20 protein-coding genes are annotated in these 23,046 nt (G+C 69.0%); 11 read left to right on the top strand and 9 right to left on the bottom strand.

Annotation, left to right across the window (positions count from 1 at the left end):
* Position 1: 1 nt before the first annotated feature.
* Positions 2–1,492 carry an aldehyde dehydrogenase gene (locus SBI67_RS27225; protein ID WP_318983561.1) on the bottom strand — a complete coding sequence of 497 codons (1,491 nt, stop codon included), beginning with the start codon at positions 1,490–1,492 and terminating at the stop codon, positions 2–4.
* Between the two features lie 106 nt (positions 1,493–1,598).
* Here SBI67_RS27225 and SBI67_RS27220 point away from each other — a divergent pair, with 106 nt between their 5' ends.
* The 3 genes from SBI67_RS27220 (at position 1,599) to SBI67_RS27210 (ending at position 4,522) form a co-directional block, all read left to right on the top strand.
* Complete coding sequence (locus SBI67_RS27220) at positions 1,599–3,383, top strand: helix-turn-helix domain-containing protein (protein WP_318983560.1); 1,785 nt, start codon at positions 1,599–1,601, stop codon at positions 3,381–3,383.
* A gap of 50 nt (positions 3,384–3,433) precedes the next feature.
* Positions 3,434–4,057 (top strand): flavin reductase family protein, encoded by a 624-nt coding sequence (locus tag SBI67_RS27215; RefSeq protein WP_318983559.1) that lies wholly within the window; start codon positions 3,434–3,436, stop codon positions 4,055–4,057.
* A gap of 153 nt (positions 4,058–4,210) precedes the next feature.
* Positions 4,211–4,522 (top strand): hypothetical protein, encoded by a 312-nt coding sequence (locus SBI67_RS27210; protein ID WP_318983558.1) that lies wholly within the window; start codon positions 4,211–4,213, stop codon positions 4,520–4,522.
* On the opposite strand, the gene speB is transcribed toward SBI67_RS27210, so the two are convergent.
* Positions 4,483–5,436, bottom strand: coding sequence for an agmatinase (gene speB, locus SBI67_RS27205; protein WP_318983557.1), 954 nt, complete (start codon positions 5,434–5,436; stop codon positions 4,483–4,485). The two genes, SBI67_RS27210 and speB, sit on opposite strands and share 40 nt — an antisense overlap.
* Positions 5,433–6,896, bottom strand: coding sequence for a purine-cytosine permease family protein (locus SBI67_RS27200; RefSeq protein ID WP_318983556.1), 1,464 nt, complete (start codon positions 6,894–6,896; stop codon positions 5,433–5,435). Before SBI67_RS27200 ends, speB begins: the two co-directional genes overlap by 4 nt.
* Positions 6,897–7,015: 119 nt before the next feature.
* Here SBI67_RS27200 and SBI67_RS27195 point away from each other — a divergent pair, with 119 nt between their 5' ends.
* Positions 7,016–8,479, top strand: coding sequence for a PucR family transcriptional regulator (locus SBI67_RS27195; protein ID WP_318983555.1), 1,464 nt, complete (start codon positions 7,016–7,018; stop codon positions 8,477–8,479).
* Between the two features lie 13 nt (positions 8,480–8,492).
* Positions 8,493–9,290 carry a nitrilase-related carbon-nitrogen hydrolase gene (locus tag SBI67_RS27190; protein WP_318983554.1) on the top strand — a complete coding sequence of 266 codons (798 nt, stop codon included), beginning with the start codon at positions 8,493–8,495 and terminating at the stop codon, positions 9,288–9,290.
* A 4-nt stretch (positions 9,291–9,294) separates the two neighbouring features.
* Here SBI67_RS27190 and SBI67_RS27185 read toward each other — a convergent pair whose 3' ends face one another.
* Positions 9,295–10,818: a glycosyltransferase family 39 protein gene (locus SBI67_RS27185; protein ID WP_318983553.1), complete on the bottom strand. Its 1,524-nt coding sequence runs from the start codon at positions 10,816–10,818 to the stop codon at positions 9,295–9,297.
* Between the two features lie 444 nt (positions 10,819–11,262).
* On the opposite strand from SBI67_RS27185, the gene SBI67_RS27180 reads away from it, so the two are divergent.
* A complete protein-coding gene (locus SBI67_RS27180) occupies positions 11,263–11,706 on the top strand; it encodes a universal stress protein (RefSeq protein WP_024451889.1) in 444 nt (147 codons plus the stop codon).
* 255 nt (positions 11,707–11,961) lie between these two features.
* Positions 11,962–13,260 carry a cytochrome P450 gene (locus tag SBI67_RS27175; protein ID WP_318983552.1) on the top strand — a complete coding sequence of 433 codons (1,299 nt, stop codon included), beginning with the start codon at positions 11,962–11,964 and terminating at the stop codon, positions 13,258–13,260.
* Positions 13,261–13,272: 12 nt separating this feature from the next.
* Here the strand turns inward: SBI67_RS27175 and SBI67_RS27170 are convergent, their stop codons facing one another.
* A complete protein-coding gene (locus SBI67_RS27170) occupies positions 13,273–13,773 on the bottom strand; it encodes a DUF427 domain-containing protein (protein WP_318983551.1) in 501 nt (166 codons plus the stop codon).
* Positions 13,774–13,777: 4 nt separating this feature from the next.
* Positions 13,778–14,464 (bottom strand): MBL fold metallo-hydrolase, encoded by a 687-nt coding sequence (locus SBI67_RS27165; protein ID WP_318983550.1) that lies wholly within the window; start codon positions 14,462–14,464, stop codon positions 13,778–13,780.
* Positions 14,465–14,555: 91 nt separating this feature from the next.
* Here SBI67_RS27165 and uvrA point away from each other — a divergent pair, with 91 nt between their 5' ends.
* Entirely contained in the window at positions 14,556–17,468 is a 2,913-nt protein-coding gene (gene uvrA, locus SBI67_RS27160) for an excinuclease ABC subunit UvrA (protein ID WP_318983549.1), read from the top strand.
* A gap of 61 nt (positions 17,469–17,529) precedes the next feature.
* Here the strand turns inward: uvrA and SBI67_RS27155 are convergent, their stop codons facing one another.
* Complete coding sequence (locus SBI67_RS27155; protein ID WP_318983548.1) at positions 17,530–18,699, bottom strand: winged helix DNA-binding domain-containing protein; 1,170 nt, start codon at positions 18,697–18,699, stop codon at positions 17,530–17,532.
* Positions 18,689–18,928 carry a hypothetical protein gene (locus SBI67_RS27150; RefSeq protein ID WP_318983547.1) on the bottom strand — a complete coding sequence of 80 codons (240 nt, stop codon included), beginning with the start codon at positions 18,926–18,928 and terminating at the stop codon, positions 18,689–18,691. Before SBI67_RS27150 ends, SBI67_RS27155 begins: the two co-directional genes overlap by 11 nt.
* Before the next feature lie 111 nt (positions 18,929–19,039).
* On the opposite strand from SBI67_RS27150, the gene SBI67_RS27145 reads away from it, so the two are divergent.
* The 3 genes from SBI67_RS27145 to SBI67_RS27135 all read left to right on the top strand — a co-directional run bounded on the left by SBI67_RS27145 (position 19,040) and on the right by SBI67_RS27135 (position 22,571).
* Complete coding sequence (locus SBI67_RS27145) at positions 19,040–19,534, top strand: lipoprotein LpqH (RefSeq protein WP_318983546.1); 495 nt, start codon at positions 19,040–19,042, stop codon at positions 19,532–19,534.
* A 68-nt stretch (positions 19,535–19,602) separates the two neighbouring features.
* Positions 19,603–21,222, top strand: a complete 1,620-nt coding sequence (locus SBI67_RS27140) for a hypothetical protein (RefSeq protein WP_318983545.1) — start codon at positions 19,603–19,605, stop codon at positions 21,220–21,222.
* A complete protein-coding gene (locus SBI67_RS27135) occupies positions 21,204–22,571 on the top strand; it encodes a CHAT domain-containing protein (RefSeq protein WP_413232575.1) in 1,368 nt (455 codons plus the stop codon). Before SBI67_RS27140 ends, SBI67_RS27135 begins: the two co-directional genes overlap by 19 nt.
* Here SBI67_RS27135 and SBI67_RS27130 read toward each other — a convergent pair.
* Positions 22,520–22,990 (bottom strand): hypothetical protein, encoded by a 471-nt coding sequence (locus SBI67_RS27130; RefSeq protein ID WP_318983544.1) that lies wholly within the window; start codon positions 22,988–22,990, stop codon positions 22,520–22,522. The genes SBI67_RS27135 and SBI67_RS27130 overlap by 52 nt on opposite strands.
* Positions 22,991–23,046: the final 56 nt, after the last annotated feature.

The following is a 23,046-nucleotide window of genomic DNA, read 5'->3' as shown; positions in this document are numbered from 1 at the left end:
ATCAGTTCAGGCGACGCTGCGGCTGGTCGCCGTACCAGTCGACGGATTCGGCCGCGGTGCGCACGACGATCGTCTTGACCCAGGAGAAGTCGTCGAATGACTCTGTGCCGGCGTCTTTTCCGGAGCCGGACTCCTTGATGCCGCCCCACGGCAGGGACGGTTCCAGCCGGTGGTGGTCGTTGACCCACACCATGCCCGCGTTGATCTGTGCGGCCACGCGGTGGGCGCGGCCGACGTCGGTGGTCCAGATTCCGGCGCCCAGACCGTAGGGATTGTCGTTGGCCATCTGGATGGCCTCGTGTTCGTCGTCGAACGGGATGACCACCGCCACCGGGCCGAAAATCTCCTCGCGGGCCACCGTCATGTCCATGGTCGCGTCGGCGAGCACGGTGGGGGACAGGTAGAAGCCGTTGTCGAATGGGCTTGGCAGCGTGGGGGTTCGGCCGCCGGCGCGCAGGCTGGCGCCCTCGTCGAGCCCGGTCTGGATCAGGGCGGCCACCTTGTCGCGCTGGCGGGCGCTGATCAGCGGTCCCATCTGGGTGTCGGGCAGGGCCGGGTCGCCGAGGCGGATGGCGTGGGCGCGGGCACTGAGCGCCTCGACGAACTGGTCGTAGATACCGCGCTGCACCAGGAAGCGTGAGCCGGCCACGCAGGACTGTCCCGCGGCGACGAAGGCCGCGAATGCCGCGCCCTCGGCTGCAATGCGCGGGTCGACGTCGTCGAACAGCAGCACCGGTGTCTTGCCGCCCAATTCGGCGGTGATCCTGGCGAACCGGGACGCCGTCGCCACGGCGGCGGACCGGCCGGCTTCGGTGCCTCCGGTGAGGGTGATCTTGGCGACGTCGGGGTGGCCGGTGAGCCGTTGGCCGGCCTCGCGTGCCCCGGTGACCACGTTCAGCACGCCGTCGGGCAGCCCGGCTTCGGTGAGGATCTCGGCGAGTGCGAGGGTGGTCAACGGTGTCAGTTCGGATGGTTTGACCACCACGGTGTTGCCGTTGGCCAGAGCGGCGGACAGGCTGCGGGCCAGGATCAGCATCGGGTGGTTGAACGGGGTGATGATGCCGCACACACCGAGCGGCAGCCGTTGCTGATAGGTGAGGTAGGGGCCGTCCCCGGGGAGTACGGCTTGGCGCTGCGCGGCCAACAGCCCCGCGTTGTACCGGAACCACTCCGGGACCCGGGACAGCTGCGCCCGGGTTTCGGTGATCGGCCGTCCGTTGTTGCGCGCCTCCAGCGTGTAGAGCCGCTCGCCGGCGTTCTCGATCGCGTCGGCGATGCGCAGCAGCAGCCGGGCGCGGTCGCTGCGCGCCATGGCCGGCCATGGTCCGCCGGCGAACGCGGCGTGCGCCCTGGCCACCGCGGCGTCGACGTCGCCGGCGCCGTGTTCGGGAACGGTGGCGATCACCTCGCCGGTCGCCGGGTTGACGATATCGCGGGACGCGCCGGGCAGCGGTCCGGTGCGGTGGCTGTCGGAGACGGTAGCGGAGGTCATGGCTATGAGTGTCGTCACAGCGGGAGCAGCGTTCAATGTATGTAGAGACATAGTTTAAGTGGAAATATGTATGTCTAGACACAGCGCGGTGGGGCAGACTGTCCCGGTGAGTACGTCGACGGGCCAGGACCGGCCGGGAGCCGAGCTGGTGACGTGGCTGGCCGCGCTGCGCACACTCAGTGCCAAGGCCGGCGCCGAGACGGACCTGCCCGAGGTGCTGTGTCTGGTGGCCGATACCGCCAGGACGCTGTTGGGCTTCGACTTCTGCGGTGTGCTGATTCCCAACGCGGACCGGGACCGGCTGCTGGTGCAGGGCTGGAGTGGGCTGTCGGAGGTGTATGTCCGGCGGGTCAATTCGGACCGGGCCATCCGGCTGGACAGCGGTTCCCCCTCCAGCCAGGCCTTCCACCGTGGTGAACCGGTGGCCATCCGGGATGTTCGAGTGGAACCCGAGTTCGCCCTGTGGGCCGGTGTGGCCCGCGACCAGGGCTACCGCGCCATCGTGGCCGTGCCGCTGGTGGCCGGCACCGAGGTGTTGGGCACCCTCAACGGTTATTACGCCTCGGTGCACACGTTCACCCGCTACGAGATCGAGCGGTTGATCCTGTTGGCCAACCATGCAGCCATCGCGGTCACCTCGGCGCGGCGCCTGGACGAGTTGCGCACCATGACCGGTTCACTGCGCGAACAGCGCGACGCGTTGGCGCGCTCCGAACAGATCCACGAGCGCTTGCTGGCGGTCACCCTGCGCTCGGGCGGGATCGACGGTATCGCCGCGGCGCTCAGCGATCTGATCGGCCGGGCCGTCCTGATCGACGACGCGCGCCAGGTCGAATTGGCCCGCGCCGGTGACCATGCCGACTTTCCCTCGGCCGCAACCCGTTCCGGTATCCCGGACGACGAGCCCACGGCGACCGTGGTGCCGGTGCGCAACGCCGAGGGTGCTGCGACCGGCTGGCTGGTGGCCACGGTGCGATTGGGTCACGAGGTGGCAGCCCGCATCTGGTTCCCGGGTGCGGTGGATTCCCTTGACGCGCTGCAGGTTCGGGCGGTGGAGCACGCGTCCATCGTGGTGTCGGTCGAGCTGCTGCGCGAACAGACCGCGGCCGAGGTGGAGCGGCGGCTGCGCGGCGAACTGCTGGCCGACGTGCTGACCGGTGGTGCGTCGTTGTCGCCACAACTGCTGGAGCGGGCGCAGCGATTGGGGCACGACCTCACCGCCGCCCACGTTGCGATCGTGGCCACCGTCACCGGGCCCGGTGAGGCGGCGCTGCGGCGGGCGTGGCAGCGTGCGCTGTCGGTGGTCACCGAGCTGGCATCGGGATTCACGCCGCGCCCGCTGGTGGCCATGCACGGCGGCGCGCTGGTGGTGCTGTGGCCCGACACCGCCGAGGCCGATGCGCCGCCCGGTGTGCTGGTGCATCGGGTGATGGCCCGGGTGGGACCGGAGATCACCGCGACGGTCGCCGTTTCCGACTCGCAATCCGTCGGCGGCGGTGAAGCCTACCGAATCGCCAAGGGGGCGTTGGATATCGCGCTGCGGGCCGACCGCACCGGCACGGTGGTGACGCTCGACGATCTCGGCATTGTCGGACTGTTGCTCCAGCTGGACGATCCGGTCAAGCTCACCGCCTTCGCCGAGCGCACGCTTGGCCCATTGCTCGACTACGACGCGAACCATCGGACCGAGCTGATGTCCACGCTGCGAACGTATTTCGCGTGCAGGCAGGATCGCGGCGCAACAGCCGCGGCGCTGGTGGTCCACCCCAACACCGTCGCTCAGCGGCTGCGGCGCATCGAGCACCTGTGCGCCGTCGACCTCGCCGATCCCGCCGTCACCACCCAATTCTCGGCGGCGCTCATGGTGCATGATATTGCCGCGCGACGCTGACAGCCGCGCCGGCGGGTGCGCCCCGCCATCGACCGGGAATGAGAGTTGACATGGCAGGCCAGAACGCCCACTTCTACCGTCCCGCCGAGGGCACCGGACTGCCACACGACCCGTTCAACGCCATCATCGGTCCGCGACCGATCGGCTGGGTGGCCACCCAGGACCGCGACGGCGTGCGAAATCTGGCTCCGTACAGCTTCTTCAACGGTTTCAACTACCGGCCACCGATCATCGGGTTCTCGTCCATCGGCTGGAAGGACACCGTCGCCAACGTCGACGCCACCGGCGAGTTCGTGTGGAACCTGGCCACTCGTGACCTCGCGGCGCAGATGAACGAGACCGCCGCCACCCTGCCCGCCGACCAGGACGAGTTCGAGCGGGGTGGGCTGACGCCGGTTCCGTCGGCGGTGGTATCGGCACCCCGGGTGCTGGAGAGTCCGGTCAACTTCGAATGCCGGCTGACCCAACTGACCAGGCTGCAGGACGCCGGGGGAGCCGCTCTGGACACCTGGCTGGTGCTGGGTGAGGTGGTCGCGGTGCACATCGACCGCGACCATCTGATCGACGGCGTCTATCAGACCGCGGCGGCCCACCCGATCCTGCGGGCGGGCGGCCCGGCCGACTACGCCGAGATCAGCCCCGCCGCGATGTTCACGATGGTGCGGCCGTCCTGACGTCGGCAACATCGGCGCACTCGGACTTCGCCAGGTCGGCACCACGGCGGGCAAAGTCGCGGTGGGCGCGGGCTGCGGAATCCGCACGGCGGTAGCGGTGCCCGGTCACCCCCCGGGCGCGCGCACCGCCCGAAACGATGAGAAGATCCGCATGTGTGTGAGAACCCGGAGGACCCGGCGGCGGTGAACCAGGCGCGGCAGTTCCTGGCCGCACTCTACGACCAGGTGGCCGACATCTCGCGCAAGCTCGAGGTGGTCGACGCGCGTAACCGGCGCGCCCGGGCCCGCGGTACCGCCCGGGTGGATCCGCGGGCCGGCGATCTACGCCGGGAGCTGTACGAGGCGCACCGCCTGATCGACGGGTTGCATCGCCGGTTCCCGGAAACCGCCCCGCCGACACGCGCTTTCGGTCGGCACGCCCACCCTCAGGCTCGATTGGCGGCCAGCACGGAGAGCAGTTCGTAGCCGACGTGTGCGGCGGCGATGCCGGTGATCTCGGCATGGTCGTATGCGGGTGCCACCTCGACGATGTCGGCGCCCACCACGTCCAGCCCGATCAGCCCGCGCAAGGTGTTGAGCAGTTCGCGCGAGGTCATACCGCCGGCCTCGGGGGTGCCCGTGCCCGGGGCGTGGGCGGGATCGAGCACGTCGATGTCGACCGACACGTACACCGGGCCGCCGGACAGCCGCTTGCGCATCCGTTCCACGATCGAGGCCACCCCGTCGACCTCGTAGTCGTCCGAGCGGATCACCTGGAATCCGAGCACCGCGTCGTCCTCGAGATCGTGCTTGCTGTACAGCGGACCGCGGATACCGATGTGCTGGGACCGTTCCATGTCGATCAGGCCTTCCTCACTGGCCCGTCGGAACGGGGTGCCGTGGGTGAACGGTGCCCCGAAATAGGTGTCCCAGGTGTCCAGGTGGGCGTCGAAGTGCAGCACCCCGATGGGGCCGTGGTCCCGGGCCAACGCCCGCAGGATGGGCAGCGCGATCGTGTGGTCCCCGCCGATGGTCAGGACTTTCGACCCGTCCTTGCGCAGGTCGGTGACCGCGGCGTCGATGGTCTCGATCGCATCGGCGATATCGAACGGATTCACCGCGATATCCCCGCAGTCGGCCACCTGCTGAGCGGCGAACGGTTCGACGTCGACGGCGGGGTTGTACGGCCGCAACAACTTCGACGAGGTGCGGACGTGGCCCGGACCGAAGCGGGCGCCCGGGCGATAGGACACGCCGCTGTCGAACGGGATGCCGACGATGCTCACATCGGCACGGCCGACCTGGTCGAGGCGCGGCAGCCGGGCGAACGTGCCCGGCTCGGTGTAGCGCGGCTGGCGGGTGGCGTCGACCGGACCGATGGGTCCGCCGGGGTTACTCATTTTTCCTCCGCTTCAACGGTGTTGGCGATCGCGGCGGCGTCGGCGGGATCGCTCAGGGACGGGTCGGCGGCGATGCGGGCCAGTTCGTCGGTCACATCGAGGGACCGGGTGACGGCGATGTAGACCACGCCCGACACCAGCAGGCCCACCACGAACGCGATGTCGACATCGCCCATCGCGGAGGCGATCGGCCCGGTGTAGAACGGCAGCACCACGAACGGGATCTCGGCGGCGATACCGGCGGCGAACGCCACCAGCCCGCGCCACGACCACGCGCCGTACACGCCGGCCGGGGTGAACAGGTCGGCGATCACATAGTGTCCGCGCCGCACGAAGAAGAAGTCGGTGAGGTTCACCGCGGTCCACGGCACCAACAGGTACAGCATGATCAGCAGCGTGGTGTTCAGCGCCGAGGTCGCGTTGGACAGCAGCAGGCTCATCACCAGCCAGGCCGCCGCCAGTGCCAGGATGGTCACCACCCGCAGCCGGCGGGTGGGCTGCACGGAACGAATCGAGTCCAATCCGGTGACGACGGTGAGCATTCCGCTGTAGGCGTTCAAGCCCATGGTCGCCACCAGCACCAGGGTCGAGACCACCGCCAGGACGCTGCCCAGCATGGGGACGGTGGCGTTACCGGTGGTGTTGATGCCGGCCAGCGCGTCGGAGGCACCCAGGTAGGTGGCCATCCACCCGCCCAACGGGATCAGCCACATCGGCGATGCGGTGGCACCGACGAACACCGAGCTGATGATGGCCGATGGCTTGGTGTCGCGCGGCAGGTAGCGGCTGTAGTCCGAGACGTACGGGGCGTAGGTGATGTTGTACGACGCCGCCACCCCGAACTGCGCCAGGAAGGCCACCCAGGTGAAATCACCGGCGGCCGGGGTGGTCGCGTGCACATCACCGGAGAGCACGCCGTAGGTGAGCACCAGCCACAGCGGCAGCGAGACCCAGAACAGCACGCGAAAGGCCTTGTGCAGCAGGTCATGCCCGAAGATGGCCAGCCCGGCGGCGGCGACGGTGATCACCACTGCCACGACCACCGCGTTCCAGCCGAAGATCTCCTGCAGGCCGGACTTGATGATCACCACATCGACGACGTTGAATCCGACGAAGGTGAACAGCGTGCCGATCAACGGCAGGAGCACACCGCGGTAACCGAACTGGGCTCGTGACTGGATCATCTGCGGCAGCCCGAGCACCGGGCCCTGGGTGGCGTGGAACGCCATGAACAACGTGCCGAAGGCGATACCTGCGATGCCGGCGACCACGGTCCACCAGAGGGACAGGCCGAGGCTGGGGCCCACGAACCCCAGCGCCAGGGTGAACGGCTGGAAGTTGCCGACGAACCAGAACGGCCCCTGGTGGCCGACTTTGCCGTGCCGTTCGTCGTCGGGCACGTAGTCGATCGAGCGGGTCTCGATCAGCGCGCCGGACCGGTCGGTCTTGGGCATGGTCATGTGTGTCTCCCTGTGTGGCTTTGGTCATACTGTCGCCGGATCCGCAGCCCAACGCCATGGTGATTTTGTTCAGTTAGCCCATTAGGATTGGACGATATGTACAACTCGCCGGTCCCGCGGTGATCACCGTCCGTGATGTCGCCACGGCGGCGGCACTGCAGCTCACCGTGGTGGCCGGCGCGGCAGGGCTGGATCGCGAGGTCACCTCTGCGCACGTCTCGGAGCTGGTCGCCCCGGGTGACTGGCTGCAGGGCGGGGAGCTGCTGATGACGGTCGGCTTGCTGCTGCCAATGACCGAGGAGGACTGCCGGGCCTACGTGTGGGCCTGCGCAGCGGCCGGAGTGGCGGCCCTGGCGCTGGGCGTCGGACACGGCCTGCCGTACCGCAACTGCCCGGAGCCGCTGCGCGCGGCGGCCGAAGAGGCCGGCATCACCATGCTGGTGGTGCCCGACCAGACCCCGTTCATCGCCGTGACCAAGTGGGTGTTCGAGACGATCGCCCGGCAGGAGCGACGCGGCCTGCAACAGGCCATGGAGACCAACCGCCGGCTCACCGCGGTGGCGACCAGTTCCGCGCCACTGCCTGCGCTGCTGTCGGCCTGGGCGGCGACGAGCACCACCCCGTGCGTGGTGTGTGACGGTGCGGGCGGCCTGGTGGCGGCGAGCCCTGGCGCTGCGCAGGACACCGTCGAGCGGGCGCGAGCGAGCTGCGGACAGATGGACGGCCGCAGCTGGGCGGTGGTGGACGGGTTCGAGGTGCACGCCATCGGCGCCCGGGTACCGCTGGCCTACGTCGTGCTCGGTGCCGATATGGACGCCGCCACCCGAGCGTCGTCGACGGTACTGGTCTCGCTCATCGCCGTGGACCGCGAGCGGCGTGAACTCTCCGACGAGCCCGAGCGCCGACGGCGCGAGCAGGTGTTCGGGCAGCTGCTGCGTGCCGGCATGAAACGTGAACGCGCCCAACAACTGGCGGCCAGCGTGGGCCTGACCGGTGCGCACTGCCACGTTGCCGTGGTCGACGGCGCGGGCGACGAGCTGGCCTTTTTGCTGCGGTCCACCCTCGACGGCGCACTGGTCCGGGTGACGGGTCCGACGGTCGAGGTCGCCCACTGGGATCTGGCCGCGCTGACCGAGACCCTGACCACCCACGCCGGCGGCCTGCCCATCGGGGTCGGCGCCGCGACCAGCCCGGAGACGCTCGGGGTGTCCGCCGCCCAGGCCCGGTCCCTGGTGCCGGTCAGCCGGCGGCTGGGCCGCATCGTCACCGCGGGTGAGGGCGAGACGGTGTCGCTGTTGTTGTCGATGGGGGAGCCCGAGACGGTGCGCGGATTCGGCGACGCGGTGCTCGCACCGCTGGACCAACTCGAACCCGGCGAGCGGGTGGAGCTGCTGCGCACCCTCGACCAGTGGCTGCGGGTCAACGGGGCCTGGGATCCCGCCGCGGCACGGTTGTCCGTGCACCGCAACACCGTTCGCAACCGTATCGAACGGATAGCCCAGTTGACCGGGCGCCGCCTGGACGACGGTGACGACCGCATGGAGCTGTGGCTGGCGCTGAAGGCCCGCACCGCCCTGCCGTGACTACACTGCGCTGATGACCCGGATCGCCTGTTGCCAGATCGCGCCCGTGTTCGGTGACCTGACGGCCAACACCGCCCTGATCGTCGAGCAGATCCGCGCCGCGGTCGCCGCCGGTGCCGATGTCGTCGTGCTGCCCGAACTGGTCACCTCGGGGTACATGTTCGCCGACGCCGACGAGGCCCGGTCACTCGCGCGGCCGGCCACCGCGGACACGTTCGCCGAGTGGATCGCCGCGGCCGGTGACGCCGTCGTGATCGGCGGATTTCCGGAGAGCGGTCCGGACGGGTTGCTCTACAACAGTGCGGTGATGCTCGACGGATCCGGGGTGCTGGGCTTCTACCGCAAATCGCACCTGTGGGACCGGGAGAAGCTGATCTTCACTCCCGGCGCGGCGGTGCCGCAGGTGGTCGCCACCCGGCACGGCGCCATCGCGGTGATGGTGTGCTACGACCTGGAGTTCCCGGAACTGACCAGACCGGTGGCGCTGGCCGGGGCCGAACTCCTTGCCGCGCCGGTGAATTGGCCCCTGTTTCCCCGTCCGGATGGTGAACGCGCCGGCGAGGTGATCAACGCGATGGCCACCGCCCGGGCCAGCAAGGTGGCCGTCGCCTGCTGTGATCGCACCGGGGTGGAACGCGGCCAGGCGTGGACGGAGGGCAGTGCGGTGGTGTCCCCGGACGGGTGGGTGCTCTCTGCCGTCGGCTCCGGCACAGGCATGGCTATCGCCGATGTCGACCTCAGCGTCACCCACGACAAGGCGCTCACCGAGTATGTCGATCTGTTCGGTGATCGGCGTCCCGAGTTGTATTGAGCTGTCAGCGCGTGGATTTCACCACCTGGGCGAAATTGAACTGCCAGCGCTCCACGATGTGGAAGCCCATCCGCTCGGGTACCTGGTAGGCCGGGGCGCGGCGCAATCGCGGTCCCGGGTCCAGTGCGGCGCCGCTCTGCCGGTCCGGCACGGCCCGATCGCGTTGGGACACCGTCCATAGAACGGTGCACGCGCGAACCCGGTCGGCCACCCCCCAGATGCCCAGATGCGCGTCCCACAACCGGTTCCGGTCCGCGGCGCGCGTCCCGCGGCCGGGATCGATCAGCTTGGCGTAGGCCGCGGGTCGTGCCGCGGTCAGCGGCCGGATCGGGCCCGGCATCCAGTTGGTGGTGTTGTCCATGATCAGGCAGTCGCCGGGCGCGGCGTGCGCGGTGATGACATCGGCGACCTGACTGAAATCCATGCCCTCCTTGGCATATGGGCCGCGCTGGACCATCAGGAAATTCGGCGTCGCGGCGACGGCGAGGACGGCCAGCGCCGCGGTGGCGCGCTCCCGGGTCCGCACGATGCCGACGATGCTCACCCCGAGCAGCAACGCCATCGCGGGGGAGGTGTACGTGAGATAGCGGGGGTAGTAAATCGGCTCGGCCACAACGGAATACAGCAGCAACACCGCGGTGGGCAGTACCAGCCAGGCCACACTGAGACGAAGTAGCGTGCGTGCCCCCGGTTCGGCCGGCCGTAGCCGCCGGAATGCCAACGGCAGCAGCAGGATAACCCCGGCGCACACCGCGAACGCCAGGCTGTCGTCGAAGTACTGCTCCTTGAGGACCTCGCGGACCGTGCGTGCCGACAGCGGGGAGATCCATCGCACCTGCGCTATCTGGGTACGGCAGAAGAACAACAGCGGCGCGACGGTGAGCGCCGCGGCGGCCGCGGCGCCGGCCCACGCCACGGTGGACCGACGCTCACGCAGCGTCGCGATGAACACCGCGTGCGGCAGCACGAGCAGCACCATGAAGACGTTGAGTACGGCGGCCAGCGCCAAACCGGCACCATAAGCCACCCACAGGCGGGGCCGGCGGCACGCCGCGACCAGGAGCACCGTCAGCCACACCGCGACGGCCGCCGTCAGGGCATACGACCGGGCCTCGATACCGGCCCACGTCACCCTGGGCAGGATCGCGAACACCACCCCCGCGGTCACCGCGGCCGAGCGGCCGACGAACCGCTTGGCCAGCGTCACCACTCCGGCGGCGGCGAGCCCGACGGCCAGGCAACTGGAGAATCGGGACCAGAACTCGGTGGCCGGGAACGCCGCGAACCAACCGTGCATCAGCAGGTAGTACGCGCCGTGAACGGCGTCGATGTTGCCGAGCAGGCGTACCAACTCCGGGATGGTGCGTGTGCTCGCCGAGATGGTGGCGGCCTCGTCGAACCAGAACGACGGCCGGGCGGCACCGGCCGCGCTCACGCCGATCGCGAAGACCGCCACCAGCACGCCGTCCAGGCGGCCCGAACGCAGCAGCACAGCCGGTTCGCGGCGCGTGAGCAGGGACAATTCCACCTGGTCGACCCCCGTTCAGGTTGTGGGCGCAACCGTAATGCCCCCGCGGGTACCGGTCCAGTCGGCGCGCACGAGAAGCTGGCGAGGGGCTATTGCTGCTGGGGCGCAGCGCCTTCCGGGTGCGGTGTCGGTCGGCTCGGCAACCCGCGCCGTCGCGGTCCCCAAACACCGGCGCGGCGAACGATATTGAGTGTCGTTGTGATGTTCGCGCAACGGGTGCCGATGGTTTGAGCCAGGTCACGTCCGCGGGCCGGTATCGACATGTCCTGCGTCACCATAAGGCCTGATCCGGGCGGCGGACCGATACCATCGGTACTCGAATGACGCCGCCGAGCCGGTGGTCGGCGCGCCGGGTGTCGCGAATCGCGCCCCTGGTCGTCGAGCAAAGGGTTACTGTCTCGGGTGGCGTAGCTATGGATGAGGTTCTGAGACTTGGAGGGAAGAATGAGCGCCTATCGGACCGTGGTCGTGGGCACGGACGGATCGGATTCGTCACTGCGAGCGGTTGAGCGGGCAGGGGAGATCGCGGCCAATGCGGGCGCGAAGCTGATCGTCGCGACGGCATACTTCCCGCAGAGCGAAGACCATCACGCCGCCGACGTCCTGAAGGACGAGGGCTACAAGATGACCGGCAACGCCCCCATCTACGCCATCCTCAAGGAGGCCAGCGACCGGGCCAAGGTTGCCGGGGCCACCGATATCGAGGAGAAGGCCATCGTCGGGGCGCCCGTGGACGCCCTGGTCGACCTGGCCAACGATTCCGGGGCCGACCTGCTGGTGGTTGGCAATGTCGGCCTGTCCACCATCGCCGGCCGGTTGCTGGGTTCGGTGCCGGCCAACGTGGCGCGCCGCTCCAAGGTCGACGTCCTCATCGTGCACACGTCCTGATCCGACCAACGAAAGGCCCGGCGCTCATGCGCCGGGCCTTTCGTGGTTCTCGGGCACGTTCTGCGGCACCTTGAGACGACCGACAATCGTGAATTCACCACGCCGGGAGCCGGTTTCGATGAGATCGGCGGCGGGCCCAGGCCAGCGAGGCCACCGGTCGGTTCGGTGAACGGGTGATCGCCACCGGGTGAGTTGGCGAAACGGCGACATCCCGGGGCGCACGGTGCCACACTCGGCCATGAGGGAGGTCGAGCCATGACCGCGACACTCAATCACACCGGTATCGCACCCCGCCGGAACGGCGTACCGCCGCCCGAGGTGCCGTTGGCCGATATCGACCTCGGCGCGCTGGAGTTCTGGGAGTGGGACGACGACCTCCGCGACGGCGCCTTCGCCACCCTGCGGCGCGAGTCGCCGATCACCTTCTTCTCGGTCCCCGAATTCGCCGGCTTCCCGTCCGGTGCGGGGCACTGGGCGTTGACCACTTACGAGGACGTGCGGCACGCCAGCCGGCATCCGGAGATCTTCAGTTCCAGCCCGACGAGCACCTCGTTGTCCGATGTGCCTGCCGAGATCGCCGAATTCTTCGGGTCGATGATCACCCTCGACGATCCGCGGCACCTGCGGTTGCGGGGGATCGTCAACCGCGCGTTCACGCCCAAGGTGGTGGCCCGTATCGAGGACAGCGTGCGTGAGCGGGCGCGGCGACTGGTCGCGCAGATGATCGATCGGCACCCGGATGGCGAAGCGGACTTCGTGGCCGAGGTGGCCGGGCAACTTCCGTTGCAGATCATCTGCGACTTGATGGGCATCCCCGAAGAGGACGAGGCCGACGTCTTTCACTGGACCACGGTGCTGCTCGGCGCCGGAGATGACGAGGTGTCCGGTGACTACGACGAAATCGTCAAGGTGTCAACGGATTTGGCGACCTACGGGATGGAACTGGCCGAGCGGCGGCGGGTACAGCCGGCAGACGATCTGACCACCAACCTCGTGCAGGCCGAAGTCGACGGGGAACGGCTGAGCTCCGCCGAGATCGCCTCGTTCTTCATCCTGCTGTCGGCGGCCGGCAACGAAACCACCCGCAATGCGATCAGCCACGGCATGGTCGCACTGACCCGATATCCAGAACAGCGCCAGATCTGGTGGGACGACTTCGGCACCGTGGCCCCGACCGCGGTCGAAGAGATCGTCCGGTGGGCATCGCCACTGATCTTCATGCGCCGCAACCTGACCCAGGACATCGACATGCGGGGCATCACGATGAGGGCTGGCGACAAGGTCTCGATGTGGTACGCCTCGGCCAACCGCGACGAGACGAAGTTCGCCGACCCGTACCGCTTCGACGTCACCCGGAATCCGAACCCGCAGATCGGCTACGGCGCGGGCGGTGCGCACTTCTGCCTGGGCGCCAACTTGGCCCGCCGCGAGATCCGGGTGCTCTTCGACGAGCTGCGGGCACAGGTGCCCGAGATCGTGGCGACCGCCGAGCCGGCCATCCTGCGGTCGGCGTTCATCCACGGCATCAAACGGTTGCCCGTCGCGTGGCGTTGAGCCCGGATCTGACTACCAGCCCATCGAACCGGGGATGCCCTTGAACGGTCCGCACACCCGGCTGGTGATCCAACCGCCGTAGAAGCCGCCCGGCTGCGGGGTGACCATCTCCCCGTCGACGGTGCAGCGGTCGACGGCGGCCGCCATCACCGCGATGGCGCCGGCCAGGGGTTCGAAGCCGCGGGTCGGCGCCAGGTAGGTCCAGGCCGCCCGCGGCGCGACGACGGACCCGGACACCAGGTCGTAATAGCTGGCCGCACCCTTCCATTCACACCACGACGAGCCCGCGGTGTCGCGCAGTGCCTCCTCGGCGAACGCTGCCCTGGGCAGGTAGTAGGTCGGCGGGTGGCTGGTTTCCAACACCAGCCAGCACTGCTCTGTCGACGCGATGCGCACACCGCCGAGCTCGACGGTGATGGACCCGCGGAACGGCTCGAGCCGGGGCGGGCGCGGGTAATCCCACACCGACTCCTGCCCGGGGCCGGGCTTGTCCGGGGTCGGCCACCTGCTCATCGGGTCACCAGCCGCGCTCGCGCCACTCGGTCAGGTGTGGGCGCTCGGCACCCAGCGTGGTGTCGTCACCGTGGCCGGGGTACACGACGGTCGAGTCGGGGTAGCGGTCGAACACCTTGGTGCTGACGTCACCGAGGAGCCGTTCGAAGTCGCCGTCCTTCCAGGTCTTGCCGACGCCGCCGGGGAACAGGCAGTCCCCGGTGAACAGGTGAGTCACCGCCCCGTCGGCCCCGCGCAGCGCCAGCGCGACCGACCCCTCGGTGTGGCCTTGCAGGTGGATGACGTCGAACATGAGTTTCCCGACGGGCACGGTGTCCCCGTCGGACAGGATCCGGTAGGGGCGCACGGGCAGCGGTTCGGCGTCCAGCGCGTGCGCGGCGGTCGGCGCCCCGGTGGCCTCCGCCACGGCTTGCAGCGCCTGCCAGTGGTCGGGATGCTGGTGACTGGTCACAATGAGCGAGACGTCGGGAGCGTGTGTCCTGATCACCTCGATGAGCCGGTCGGCGTCATTGGCCGCGTCGATGAGCAGGGTTTTGCCCGTCTCGGAACAGGTGATCAGGTACGCGTTGTTGTCCATGGGGCCGACTGACACCTTGATGATGGTCGCGGCGGGCAGGGTGCGCCGGGCGGCGGTACCGGGGTCGAGGTGGCCGGTGTAGTCGTCACTGACAAGGCTGTGTGGACTGTTCACCCTGTCCACGCTATCCGGCTCAGGCTTGGCTCCAACTTGTCGGTGGGTACACCTAGCATGGCTGTGAATTCTGTCCTCAGGAGGAAAATCGGTGTCTGACCGTCTAGTCGTCAAGGGCGCCCGCGAGCACAATCTGCGCGGCGTCGACCTTGACCTGCCCCGCGACGCGATGATCGTGTTCACCGGTTTGTCGGGATCGGGGAAGTCGTCGCTGGCGTTCGACACGATCTTCGCCGAGGGTCAGCGCCGCTACGTCGAGTCGCTGTCGGCCTACGCCCGGCAGTTCCTCGGCCAGATGGACAAGCCCGATGTCGACTTCATCGAGGGTTTGTCCCCGGCGGTGTCGATCGACCAGAAGTCCACCAACCGCAACCCGCGCTCGACCGTCGGCACCATCACCGAGGTGTACGACTATCTGCGCCTGCTCTACGCGCGGGCCGGGACGCCGCACTGCCCGGTCTGCGGTGAGCGCATTGCCCGGCAGACTCCGCAGCAGATCGTCGACCAGGTCTTGGCGATGGACGAGGGCCTGCGCTTCCAGGTGCTGGCCCCGGTGGTGCGCACCCGCAAGGGCGAGTTCGTGGACCTGTTCGACAAGCTCAACTCACAGGGCTACAGCCGAGTCCGGGTCGACGGCGTGGTGTATCCGCTGACCGACCCGCCCAAGCTGAAGAAGCAGGAGAAGCACGATATCGAGGTGGTGGTCGACCGCCTCACCGTAAAGGCAGGCAGCAAGCAGCGGCTCACCGATTCGGTGGAGACGGCACTGGGTCTGGCCGACGGCATCGTCGTGCTCGAATTCGTCGACCGCGAGGACGACCACCCGCACCGTGAACAGCGCTTCTCCGAGAAGCTGGCCTGCCCCAACGGACACCCGCTGGCCGTCGACGACCTTGAGCCGCGGTCCTTCTCCTTCAACTCGCCCTATGGCGCCTGCCCGGAATGCACCGGCCTGGGCATCAAGAAGGAGGTGGACCCGGAGCTCGTCGTCCCGGATCCGGAGCTGACACTGGCCGAGGGTGCGGTGGCGCCGTGGTCCATGGGACACACGTCCGAGTACTTCACCCGGATGATGGCCGGCCTCGGTGAGGAGCTGGGGTTCGACGTCAACACCCCGTGGAAGAAGCTGCCGGCCAAGGCGCGCCGGGCGATCCTGGAGGGCTCCGACCACCAGGTGCACGTGCGCTACAAGAACCGGTACGGGCGCACCCGCTCCTACTACGCCGACTTCGAGGGTGTGCTGGCCTTCCTGCAGCGGCGGATGGAGCAGACCGAGTCCGAGCAGATGAAGGAACGCTACGAGGGCTTCATGCGCGACATCCCGTGCCCGGAATGTGCGGGCACCCGGCTCAAGCCGGAGATCCTCGCGGTCACCCTGGCCGCCGATGTGCACGGGTCCAAGTCGATCGCCGAAGTCGCCGAGCTGTCCATCGCCGACTGCGCGGACTTCCTCAACGCGTTGACCCTGGGCGCGCGTGAGCAGGCCATCGCGGGCCAGGTGCTCAAGGAGATCCAGTCCCGGCTGGGCTTCCTGCTCGACGTCGGGCTGGAGTACCTGTCGCTGTCCCGTGCGGCGGCCACCCTGTCCGGCGGCGAGGCGCAACGCATCCGGCTGGCCACCCAGATCGGCTCCGGCCTGGTCGGCGTGCTGTACGTCCTCGACGAGCCCTCCATCGGGCTGCACCAACGAGACAACCGCAAGCTCATCGACACTCTGGTCCGGCTGCGCAACCTGGGCAACACCTTGATCGTGGTGGAGCACGACCTGGACACCATCGCGCACGCCGACTGGGTCGTGGACATCGGCCCCGCCGCGGGTGAACACGGCGGCCGCATCGTGCACAGCGGTACCTACCAGGATCTGTTGAAGAACACCGAGTCGCTCACCGGCGCCTATCTTTCCGGCAAGGAGAGCATCGAGGTGCCCGCCATCCGCCGGCCGGTGGACCGCAAGCGGCAGCTCACCGTGGTCGGGGCCCGCGAGCACAACCTCAAAGAGGTCGACGTGGCCTTCCCGCTCGGGGTGCTCACCTCGGTGACGGGGGTGTCCGGGTCCGGTAAGTCCACTCTGGTCAACGACATCCTGGCCACGGTGCTGGCCAACAAGCTCAACGGGGCCCGGCAGGTGCCGGGCCGGCACACCCGGATCAACGGTATCGACCAGTTGGACAAACTGGTCAGGGTCGACCAATCGCCGATCGGTCGCACACCGCGGTCCAACCCGGCCACCTACACCGGCGTGTTCGACAAGATCCGCACCCTGTTCGCCGCCACCACCGAGGCCAAGGTCCGCGGCTATCAGCCGGGCCGGTTCTCGTTCAACGTCAAAGGTGGCCGCTGCGAAGCATGTTCGGGTGACGGCACGTTGAAGATCGAGATGAACTTCCTGCCGGATGTGTACGTGCCGTGCGAGGTCTGCCACGGCGCCCGGTACAACCGGGAAACCCTCGAGGTGCACTACAAGGGCAAGACGATCTCCGAGGTGCTCGACATGCCTATCGAGGAGGCCGCCGAGTTCTTCGAGCCGATCTCCTCGATCCACCGCTATCTCAAGACGCTGGTGGACGTCGGTCTGGGCTACGTCCGGCTCGGGCAGCCGGCGCCGACGCTGTCCGGTGGCGAGGCGCAACGCGTGAAGCTGGCCGCCGAACTGCAGAAGCGCTCGACCGGCCGCACGGTCTACATCCTCGACGAGCCCACCACCGGTTTGCATTTCGAGGACATTCGAAAGCTGCTCAGGGTGATCAACGGCCTTGTCGACAAGGGCAATACGGTCATCGTCATCGAGCACAACCTGGACGTCATCAAGACGTCGGACTGGATCGTCGACATGGGTCCCGAGGGTGGTGCGGGCGGCGGCACCGTCGTCGCGCAGGGCACCCCGGAAGAGGTGGCGGCGACCGCGGGCAGCTACACCGGGCAGTTCCTCGCCGAGATGCTGGACCCGCCCGCAGCGGCCCCGGCCCCCGCGCCGGTGCGGAAGCGGCGCAAGGTCAGCGCGTAGCCCGCGTCGACTTGGCGCTCATGGCGGGAATGTGCGAGTAGTTGCCGCCGTGAGCGCCATGTCAACTGCCCTTGCTGAGCGGGGACGGGAACCGGGGCTTGACCTGCACCCCGTCCAGCCAGTCGGTCAACTCGTCGGCCTTGTGCTGCAACCCCTTCAGGGTGTCCGTGGTGACGTCCGCGGTGAGCCGAAGCTGCACCCGGCCGTCGGTGTCGTGCACCCAACCGCCGACCACCCGGCCGTCGGCCCAGGCGGTGGGACCGGCATTGCCGTTGCGGTCGAACACCTGCCCACGGTGCCCGTCCAGATACCACTCCCGGTCGAACCAGCCCATCACGGTGACATCCAGGCCCGGCAGCAGCGCACACCACGGCTCGACGGGCGGTTCGGACTCCAGGTCATCGGGTAGTGCCACGCCCGGGGATCCGTGCAGGTCGACCTCGACCGCGCCGACGGCGGCCAGCGCCTTCCCGGTCCAGGTGCGGGTGTGGCCGAACCACCAGGCGATATCGGCGACGGTCGCCGGACCGAACGCCCGCAGCCAGGTGCCGACCAGTGCGGCGCCGGCGGCATCGGCGTCCGCTGTCGCGCCGGCACCCAACCAGGACCTGCGCGATGCCCAGCGTGGTCGGGACACCGTCCAGCCACCGGTATTCGGTCCGCGCACGATATCGCCGCGCACGGCCAGCACCGTCAACACCCGAGGGGACACCGGAGTGGCTCCGCCCCAACGCTTTCCGGGTGCCGGATCGTAGCTGCCGGCCAGCTCCGGCAGCGCCGCGCGCAATTCGGCGGCAGTGGTCGCACCATGGGAGTCCAGATACTCGAGCACCGCGGCGCATGCGGTGTCCAGCCAGGCCGCCCCGTCAGTCGCGATGCCGCCCTTCTCGATATCGGCGATCAGCTTGCGCCGCTCGTTGGCGGCCACCCGGTCGCTGGACGCCGCCTGCACGGCGTGCAGGTCGTCGGCGGCCACCACCCACAATGTCCGGCGCATCGCCAGGTGCTTGACCAGCGAACGGCGTTGGTAGAGGGCCTCGTCCAGATCGGTGACGGCGAATTCGGGCACCCGCGCCCACAACGACAGATACGGCGTGGCCGGATCGGTGGCATGCAGACCGACCAGGGCCGCCGTGACGGTCTCCGCGGTGCCGCCCGGCGCGGCCAGGAAATGCCGCCGGGCCAGCCGGGCGCGCCGTTCCTCGACCGTGAAGACGCGCTCAGTCCGCACCGTCGGCCATCGACTCCCTGATCTGACGCAATCGCTCGGCGGCCGCTTCCTGACGCTGCTGGTATTGCTCGGCCACCGAGCGGCCCTCGGGGGTGTCCTGGGCCAGTTCGGCGGCGCCGATCGCCGTGCCGAACCGGGTCTCGATCTTCTCCCGGACGGCGTCGAAGGTCGGCACCCCGCCGGCGTCGTACGCCGGGTCGGGCGGGGAAGGCTGCTGGTCATCGGCCATATCGTCACGATACCCACCGCGGACTTTGGGATCGGTAGCAATGGCGGCCGCATCTACTTGGCGTACGCCGCGCCACCGGGGCGCAGGGCGAAACGAAGGGACTCAACGGAAATGACGAAGAATCGCGTATTGGTCGCGGGCATCGGGATGATCGCGGCGGCCGCGGTCTTGGTCGGCTGCTCGGATGACAACTCGGCCAAGGGCAACGCGCCCTCTGCCGGCAACGGCAACGCCCAGGTCAGCACCGGCGGCAACACCGAGGTCAAGGTCGAGGGACAGGACCTGGCCGGCCTCGACGTCAAGACCGTGACCTGCGTGAAGCAGGGCGGCAAGATCAACATCGCCAGCGGTGCGATCGGCGGGCAGCAGGGCCTGGGGGTCGTGATGACCGACGAGGCCACCCCGAAGGTCGAATCGCTGGGCCTGGTGGTGGACGGCAACGCGCTGGCCGTGGCCGCCATGGGTGGTGCGAGCTCCGGTTCGGCCGACGTCAAGGTGGACGGCAACACCTACACCATCACCGGGGAGGCCACCGGCGCCGATCTGAAGAACCCCATGGCCGGGATGATCAGCAAGAAGTTCGAGATCAAGGTCTCCTGCAACTGACCGGATCACCTCGTGGGCGGCGGGCGCACTGCGCCCGCCGCCTTCGGCTATCGCTTTATGATGGCGCGATGTCGATCCCCGACGAATTGGAGCGGGCTCGTTCGTTGGCCTTCGCCTCCGATGAAGTCGGTGCCAAAGAGCTGCTGCTGTCGTTGATGGCGCCCATCGAGGCAGCCAACAGGGACGACCTGATGCTGGAGGTGCTCGCCCAGCTCGGCGAGCTCTACCTGGTGCGGACGGCCTACGACGGGGTGGTCGAGGCGGTCAAGCGCATCGATGACTGCCTGCGGATCTATCGGGAGATCAGGGCCGGCACGCGACCCGATCTCGCGGCACAGACGACCATGACCGACGCCGAGATCGACCACATGGTGTGCCGGTACACCCGGCGTGCCCGGTTTCTGCAGACCGGATTGGCCGCCGCCCACGGTGAGCACGAGGCAGCGGCCGCGGCCCTGCAGTCGCTCGTCGAAGATCCGGCGCCATTCGACGATCTGGCCGTCGAGCATGCCTATCTGGTGACCCATGCCCGCATCCTGTGCGCGGTCGCCCTGTGTGACGATGACCTGCACGTGCAGTCACTTCCGCTGTGGGAGAAGGTGTTCGATACCCTCGACGGGCCGGGTGACGGCAGCGAGTCCGACGACAGCCTGCGCGTCCTGGCCGCGACCGGCTACGGTCGGTTCTGTGTCGAGACGGGCCGGCTGACCGAAGCCGAGCCCTGGCTGCGCCGGGCCGGTTCCCGGGCGCAGGCACGCGCTTGGTACCTGGCCACGGCCAGAACGGAATTGGAACGCGCCACCGCGGCGTGGGCGGCCGGGGATCGGGCCCGTGCGCAGGATTTGGTGCACGGCGCCTATCCGGTGATCGCCGAGCACGCCCGCGCCCACGACGTCTCGCGCAGCTGGCTGTACCTCGGGCTGATCAGCCTCTCGGTCGGAGCCCTCGACGACGCCGACGAACGGTTCGGTCATGCCGAGCGGCACTGGCGCGAGGTGGAAAAGCCGCTGCACATTCACCGAATCCTGTTGCAGCGCAGCTGGGTCGATATCCTTCGTGGCGACTTCGCGGCCGCCACCGACCGAGCCGACGCGGCCCGTGCGCTGCTCGACGGCTGGCCCCGCCACACCTGGCTGCAGTACGCACGGCTCGACGATCACCTGGGCTCGATCCTGCGTGCCGAGGCGCTGGCCGACCCGGCGAACGCCGATCGGAAGTTCGCTCAGGCCGCCGAACTCAAACTGCCCGCCGCGTTGGCGGTTGACACGGTGCGGTACGCCATCGTCGACGCCGACGCACGGATGCGATGGGCAACCCACGTCTCGGCGCGGCTGCTGGCGGGGGCGTTCGCCGTCGCCTGGGACTGGGGTAACACGACGCTGGGCAGTGAACTCGTCGAATATCACTGCGCCCGAGGCGCACTCAGCGTGCCGGCAGCAGCAGGTGCGGTGGACTGGGCGGATACCGCGACCGCGGCGGTGCCCGTCGACGAGGCGGACGACTACGCGCTGGTCGCGTCCGGATCCGTATCCGTGGCCCGCGGCTCGCTGACGCGGCTCGGTGCCCTGCCGCCGCTGCGCATGGATCCGACCACCGGGCCGGTGCTGGCGCGCTACCGTGAACTCGCCCAACAGCGGTACGGGATCACCGTCACCTCCCTCGAGCCCGAATGGGCCACCTGGCCGTGACCGAACCGCTTACCCTGGTGTTGCGCTACGCCGATGTCGGTGTCGCCACTTATGCCAGCCTGCGCATCGTCGGACAACCCGAGCGGACCGTCACCTGGGTGGTGGCCGAGCGCATTCTTATTGCCGCACTGGATGAACTCGCTGCGGCACTGCCAGACCCCCGCCATGACGAAACGCCGCTACAGGGGTTGGCGCGCGCGCTTTCGGACGGTGCCTTCACCGCACCGTCGACCGAGCTGGCGCTGGCCTACCGCCTCGGCGTGCTGCTCATCGCCGAACAGGCATGGCAGTTGCTGGCCGAATGCGTGACCTCGCCGCGGGCCGTGCTGTTCGTCGCACCGAGTGCCCGCCTGGGCCGCGTGCCGTGGAGTCTGCTGGCCAAGCCGGTGTCGTTCCCGACGGCGGACGAGGTGCTGGAGCGCCGCGCGGAGGCCGTCACCGCCGAACTCACCGACGGTTACCGGCTGATGGAACTGGTCGACGTACTGATGGCGGTGCCCACGAATATCGCCGCATCGCGCCGTGCCACCGCGCCAACGGCCGGCGGTGATCCGCTGTTGATCCTCGATCCGCGGGTGCCCGGCCAGCGCCCGGACTCGACCCTGGGTTCTGTCCTTGGTCGTCCGGCCCCGGACACCTTGTTGGCCCGCCACTACGCGGATGTTCTGGAGCGGCAAGCGGTGCTGCCACGCGTCGACACCGCCGTGGAACTGTTCCGGCGCACCGATGCCGATCGCAGCTGGCTGGCAGGCATGCTCGCGCAGCGTCCGGGACGGCTGGTGTTCGTCGGGCATGCCAGCGTCGCCGACGGCGATCTCGGGAATGCCGACCGGGCGGCCCTGCACTTGGCGTGCCGCGCGAGCGCGCCGGGTCTGGCCGAGCCGATCGGGGACCACCGACCCCTCACCGCGGCGGACCTGATGGCCGCCGACCTGGTGATCCCGTGCCGGGTGGCCCTGCTGGCCTGTGCCTCCGGCGGCGACTACCGCTTCGACGAGGCCACTGGTCTGGTGGCCGCGATGGTGCTCGGTGGCGCCCAGATCGTCACCGCCACGTTGTGGTCGCTGCCCACCACCGCCGGCTACCGGCGGTTCGCCGACCGCGTCGATATCGCGGGGCCCGCCGACCCGATGGGCGAGGTCATCGCCGCGGTCGACACCGCCCACCAGGAGGAGTCCGTCGCGGCGGCCGCCCGCGCGGTGAACCGCTGGCAACGCGAACAGATGCGCCGCTGGCGGGACGGGGACACCTCGGCCAGTCCGGTGTACTGGGCCGCGCTGGCGACCTTCGCCCTGTCTCAGGCCGGCGGCACGCACACCGCGACCGCCGACTCGTCGCCGCTGCGGTAGTAGGCCTCCACGATGCTGCCCGGGCAGATGCGGTCCAGCGCGGTCACCGGGATCAACGCCGTCTCATGCGCCGGGAATTGGCCGCCCTCGGGTTTGCGCACCATCAGATCGAGTACCACCTCGCGGTGGCCCTCCCGCGCGGTGCCGGTCGGTTGCGACGCGGTCACCACGCCGTGACTACGGGTGCCGTGCCGGATGAGTTCCAACTGGGTGTCGGTCACCAAACCCTTGTCGAGCAGCATCCGGTCGAAGGTGGCACGCGCTGCGGCGATTTCGTCGGGCCGGACGAGCCGTTCGGCGGCCGCGGGGTCGTCATCTGTCGTCGGCTCGGTGCCCCGACGCAGGAAGGCCAGTGCGAGCAATGCGGCCGCGGCGGCCGCTGCGATGAACAGCAGCACCAGCATCATGACTTCGAACATGCCGACCAGCATCGGGGTGACCGTCGGCTACCGAACCCAAGTTTGGTCGCGCCCCT

This window comes from Mycolicibacterium chengduense, from assembly GCF_033741155.1.
Lineage (GTDB): Bacteria > Actinomycetota > Actinomycetes > Mycobacteriales > Mycobacteriaceae > Mycobacterium.
This window is presented reverse-complemented; position numbering and strand designations above follow the sequence as displayed.